The 5530-nt window shown below is 65.9% G+C and carries 5 protein-coding genes and 1 pseudogene; all 6 read left to right on the forward strand.

Annotated features, from left to right (window positions below; translation table 11 throughout):
- Positions 1-2030 (forward strand): threonine--tRNA ligase (gene thrS / locus WAN02_RS27940; protein ID WP_422268516.1); only part of this gene is annotated, 2030 nt, incomplete at its 5' end.
- Positions 2023-2574, forward strand: a complete 552-nt coding sequence (locus WAN02_RS27945; protein ID WP_422268518.1) for an HIT family protein — start codon at positions 2023-2025, stop codon at positions 2572-2574. The genes thrS and WAN02_RS27945, both read left to right, overlap by 8 nt.
- 10 nt (positions 2575-2584) lie before the next feature.
- On the forward strand, positions 2585-3256 hold the full coding sequence (gene pgsA, locus WAN02_RS27950) for a phosphatidylinositol phosphate synthase (RefSeq protein WP_422268520.1): 672 nt from the start codon (positions 2585-2587) through the stop codon (positions 3254-3256).
- Positions 3257-3327: 71 nt separating this feature from the next.
- On the forward strand, positions 3328-4254 hold the full coding sequence (locus WAN02_RS27955; RefSeq protein ID WP_422268522.1) for a phosphatidylinositol mannoside acyltransferase: 927 nt from the start codon (positions 3328-3330) through the stop codon (positions 4252-4254).
- Positions 4254-5378: a glycosyltransferase family 4 protein gene (locus WAN02_RS27960; RefSeq protein ID WP_422268524.1), complete on the forward strand. Its 1125-nt coding sequence runs from the start codon at positions 4254-4256 to the stop codon at positions 5376-5378. The genes WAN02_RS27955 and WAN02_RS27960 overlap by 1 nt, the downstream gene beginning before the upstream one ends.
- A pseudogene (locus WAN02_RS27965) lies at positions 5378-5530 on the forward strand (exopolyphosphatase); the annotation flags it as partial. The gene WAN02_RS27960 and the pseudogene WAN02_RS27965, both read left to right, overlap by 1 nt.

A 5530-nucleotide genomic window follows, 5' to 3' on the forward strand; every position in this document is an offset into this window, starting at 1 on the left:
CAGCAGCACCGATCCGGGTGCCCGCCGGGACGACCGCGGCGGCCGCCGTGCGCGAAGCGGGTCTCCCGGGGCGCGGCGCCCCCGACGCGATCGTGGTGGTGCGTGACGCCGACGGCAAGTTGCGCGACCTGAGCTGGATTCCCGACGCCGACGCCGATGTCGTCCCGGTAGCGGCTGACACCGACGACGGGCGCAGCGTCATTCGGCACTCGGCCGCGCACGTGTTGGCCCAAGCCGTCCAGGATCTGTTTCCGGCAGCCAAACTCGGCATCGGGCCGCCGATCACCGACGGCTTCTACTACGACTTCGACGTCGCCGACCCGTTCACGCCCGAAGACCTGGACAAGCTGGAAAAGCGCATGCGCCAGATCGTCAAAGAGGGGCAGCTGTTCGACCGGCGCGTCTACGAGTCGAAGGATCAGGCCCGCGGCGAGCTGGCCGGCGAACCTTACAAACTCGAGCTCGTCGACGACAAATCCGGCGATCCCGATGTCATGGAGGTCGGCGGCGACGAGCTGACCGCCTACGACAACCTGAATCCCCGTACCCGCGAACGGGTTTGGGGTGACCTGTGCCGCGGCCCGCACATCCCCACCACCAAACACATCCCGGCCTTCAAGCTCACTCGCAGTTCGGCCGCCTACTGGCGGGGCGACCAGAGCAACGCCAGCTTGCAGCGCATCTACGGAACCGCGTGGGAATCGCAGGAGGCGCTGGACCGTCACCTGGAGTTGCTCGAAGAAGCCCAGCGTCGCGATCACCGCAAGCTCGGCGTCGAGCTGGACCTGTTCAGCTTTCCCGACGAAATCGGTTCGGGCCTGGCGGTTTTCCACCCCAAGGGTGGCGTCGTGCGCAGCGAGCTGGAGGACTATTCGCGGCGCAAGCACGCCGAGGCCGGATACCAGTTCGTCAACACCCCGCACATCACCAAGGAGCAGCTCTACATCACCTCGGGCCACCTCGAGTGGTACGCCGAGGGCATGTTCCCGCCGATGCACATGGATGCGGAGTTCAACGAGGACGGCACCATTCGCAAGCCGGGGCAGGACTACTACCTCAAGCCGATGAACTGCCCGATGCATCACCTGATCTACCGGTCGCGCGGTCGCTCCTACCGTGAACTTCCGTTGCGGCTGTTCGAGTTCGGCACCGTGTACCGCTACGAGAAGTCCGGCGTGGTGCACGGCCTGACCCGAGTGCGCGGCATGACGCAGGACGACGCGCACATCTACTGCACGCGCGAGCAGATGCGCGACGAACTGGCGTCGCTGTTGCGGTTCGTGCTGGATCTGCTGGCCGACTACGGCCTCAACGACTTCTACCTCGAGTTGTCCACCAAGGATCCGGAGAAGTACGTCGGCTCCGACGAGGTGTGGGACGATGCGACCGCGATTCTGAGCGAGGTCGCCGAGGGCTCGGGCCTGCATCTGGTTCCCGACCCCGGCGGCGCGGCGTTCTACGGCCCGAAAATCTCGGTGCAGGTCAAGGATGCACTGGGTCGCAGCTGGCAGATGTCGACCATTCAGCTCGACTTCAACATGCCCGACCGGTTCGACCTCGAGTACACGGCCGCCGATGGTTCGCGGCAGCGTCCGGTGCTGATCCACCGCGCGCTGTTCGGTTCGATCGAACGCTTCTTCGGCATCCTCACCGAGCACTACGCGGGAGCGTTCCCGGCCTGGCTGGCCCCGGTTCAGGTGGTCGGCATTCCGGTGGCCGACGGTCATGTGTCGTATCTGGAAGACGTTGCCGCTCAATTGAAGTCACACGGCATCCGGGTTGAGGTGGACGCCAGCGACGATCGGATGGCCAAGAAGATCGTCAACCACACCAACCAGCGAGTGCCGTTCATGCTGCTGGCCGGTGACCGCGACGTCGAGGCCGGCGCGGTCAGTTTCCGGTTCGGTGATCGCACGCAGATCAACGGAGTTCCCCGCGACGAGGCGGTAACCGTCATCAAGCAGTGGATTGCCGACCGTGAAAATGACGTTCCCACTGCCGATTTGGTCAAGGTGAGCACTCGTGGCTGAGGACGACTCGATCGTCGACAGGGGTGTCGGTGAAGCCGACCATCTGCAGCGGTTGTGGACGCCCTATCGAATGAGTTACCTGGCCGACGGGCCGCTGAAGCAATCCACCGACGACCGGGCCGAGCCGTTCACCGAGATCCCGCAGCTGTCCGACGAAGACGGTCTGGTCGTGGCCCGCGGCGAACTGGTCTACGCCGTGCTCAACCTCTACCCGTACAACCCGGGGCATTTGATGGTGGTGCCATATCGCCGGCTTTCTGAGCTCGAGGATCTCACCGAGCCGGAAAGCAGCGAGCTGATGGCGTTCATCCAGAAGGCGATTCGCGTGATCAAGAACGTGTCGCGCCCACACGGTTTCAACGTCGGGGTCAACTTGGGCCAGTCGGCGGGCGGCTCGCTGGCCGAACACCTGCACGTGCACGTGGTGCCGCGATGGGGTGGCGACGCCAACTTCATCACGATCATCGGCGATTCCAAGGTGATCCCACAGTTGCTGCGTGACACCCGACGTCTGCTGGCCACCGAGTGGATCCGGCAATCATGAGTGGGCAATCGTGAGCAAGCTGTTGTCCCGCGAGGGAGTAGCCCGAGTCACCAACCCGGTGGCGAGGGCCTTTCTGCACGCCGGTTTCACCGCCGATGGGGTCACCATCATCGCCACCGCCGCCGCGGTGCTGGCGGCCTTGACGCTCTTTCCTATCGGCCAGCTGTTCGCCGGCACCCTGGTGATCTGGTTTTTCGTGATGTTCGACTTGGTCGACGGGGCGATGGCGCGAGAAAGCGGCGGCGGCACCAGGTTTGGCGCCGTGCTGGACGCCACTTGCGATCGGATCAGCGACGGCGCGGTGTTCTGCGGGCTGGCGTGGTGGGCGGCATTCGGTCTGAATAGCCGGCCGCTGGTGGTGGCGACGTTGATCTGCTTGGTGACCTCGCAGGTGATCTCCTATACCAAGGCCCGCGCCGAAGCCAGTGGGCTGCGCGGTGACGGCGGCGTCATCGAGCGGCCGGAACGGCTGATCATCGTGCTCGTCGGTGCGGGACTGTCAGATCTACCGATCTTTCCGCTGCCGTGGGCGCTGCCGGTGGCGATGTGGTTGCTGGCCGCGGCAAGCATGATCACCTGTGCTCAGCGGTTGCACACCGTGCGACACTCGACCGGCGCGACTGATCCTCTGCCGCCGCCGGAGAAGCCAGGCCAGGCAAACCCCGGGAGGGGCGCGCCGTGATCGTTCCGGCTGGCCTGAAACTGCCTGGACTGAAACTTCCTGGTAGGGGCAATCTTTCGCTGGGCAGTCGAATGACCGACTGGGGTTATGCGGCCGGCTGGCTCGCGGTGCGCGCCATGCCGGAATTCGCCGCGCGCAACGTATTCGACGCGGGAGCGCTGTATGCGTCGCGCAGCGGGGGACCGGATCAGCTGCGCAAAAATCTCGCCCGCGTGATCGGCGTCGCGCCGAAAGACGTGCCGGGCAGCCTGATGCGGGCGTCGCTGGCGTCCTATGCCCGCTACTGGCGCGAGGCGTTCCGGTTGCCGACGATGGATCACCATAAGCTCGGTCAGCGGCTCGCCGAAAGTGTCACTGGCCAAGAGCATCTGGATGCGGCGCTGGCCAACGGGCGCGGTGCCGTATCGGCGTTGCCGCACAGCGGCAACTGGGATATGGCCGGCGTGTGGATGACCCAGACCTACGGCAAATTCACCACCGTCGCCGAACGGCTTAAGCCCGAATCGCTCTACCGGCGGTTCATCGACTACCGGGAGAGCTTGGGCTTCGAGGTGATCCCGCTGTCCGGCGGTGAGCAGCCACCGTTCCCGTTGCTCAGCGAACGGCTGCAGGACAACAAATTTGTGTGTCTGATGGCCGAGCGGGATCTCAGCCGCACTGGGGTCCAGGTCGATTTTTTCGGTGAGCCGACCAGGATGCCAGCCGGCTCGGCGAAGCTGGCGATCACCACCGGGGCTGCGCTGCTGCCCGTGCATTGCTGGTACGACGGCGACGACTGCCGAGTCGCGTTCTTCCCGCCGTTGGACTGCGGCAGTGGTGACGTCAGCGTCGTCACTCAGTCGCTGGCCGACGTTTTCGCCCGCAACATCGCCGAGCATCCCGCCGACTGGCACATGCTCCAGCCGCAGTGGCTGGCGGATCTGTCCGACGAGCGACGGGCCCGATTGGGGATCCGGCGGGCAGGAGCGGAGCAACCCGGGGATCAGGGGCAAGTCTGATGCGGATCGGGATGGTGTGCCCGTACTCGTTCGACGTGCCCGGGGGCGTGCAGTCGCATGTGTTGCAGCTTGCCGAGGCAATGCTGGAACGCGGTCAGGACGTCAGCGTCCTGGCTCCGTCGTCGCCCGAGGTCAAATTGCCCGAATTCGTCGTCTCGGCCGGCCGGGCCGTGCCGATTCCCTACAACGGGTCGGTGGCCCGCTTGCAGATCAGCCCGAGCGTGCACGGCAAGGTCAGGCGTTGGCTGACCGAGGGCGACTTCGACGTGCTGCATCTGCATGAACCCAATGCGCCGAGCCTGTCGATGTGGGCGTTACGGATCGCCGAGGGGCCCATCGTGGCCACCTTTCACACCTCGACCACCAAATCGCTGACGCTATCGGTAGTTCAGGGCCTGCTGCGGCCCATGCAGGAGAAGATCGTCGGCCGCATCGCGGTGTCCGACTTGGCCCGACGCTGGCAGATGGAGGCACTGGGATCGGACGCGGTCGAGATTCCCAACGGCGTCGACGTTGCCGCGATCGCCTCGGCGCCCTTGCTCGAGGGGTATCCGCGGCCCGCCAAGACGGTGTTGTTCCTGGGCCGCTACGACGAGCCCCGTAAGGGGATGGCCGTGCTCGTCGATGCGCTGCCCACCCTGGTCGAGCGCTTTCCGGGGCTGCAGGTGCTGATCGTCGGCCGCGGCAGCGAAGACGAACTGCGGGCCAAGGTCGGCGGACTGGCCGGTCACTTGCGTTTCCTCGGTCTGGTCGACGACGCCGGCAAGGCGTCGGCGCTGCGCAGCGCAGATGTCTACTGCGCACCGCATCTCGGTGGGGAAAGCTTCGGCATCGTGCTCGTCGAGGCGATGGCCGCCAGTACTCCGGTGGTGGCCAGCGACCTGCACGCGTTCCGGCGCGTGCTGCGCGACGGCAAGGCAGGGCGGCTGGTGGCGGTCGATGACAGCGCCGCACTGGCCGAGGGCCTGATCGCGGTGCTGGAGAACGACGCGCTGGCCAAGCGCTACGCCGCGGCCGGCGATGAAGCGGTGCGCCGCTATGACTGGCCGGTGGTGGCCAATCAGATCATGCGGGTCTACGAGACGGTCGCCGTCACCGGGAACAAAGTGCAGGTGGCGAGCTGATGTGGTGGACCCTTCCGGTCGTCGTCGCCGTGGTTCTGCTGCTGCTGGTGCTGCTCGGATTCGGCGCCTGGGGCTATCGCACCGCCAATCGGTTGGACCGCCTGCACGTGCGCTATGACCTGTCCTGGCAGGCCCTGGACGCCGCGTTGGCC

The sequence above is a fragment of the Mycobacterium sp. genome, from assembly GCF_049281135.1.
Classification (GTDB): Bacteria; Actinomycetota; Actinomycetes; order Mycobacteriales; family Mycobacteriaceae; genus Mycobacterium.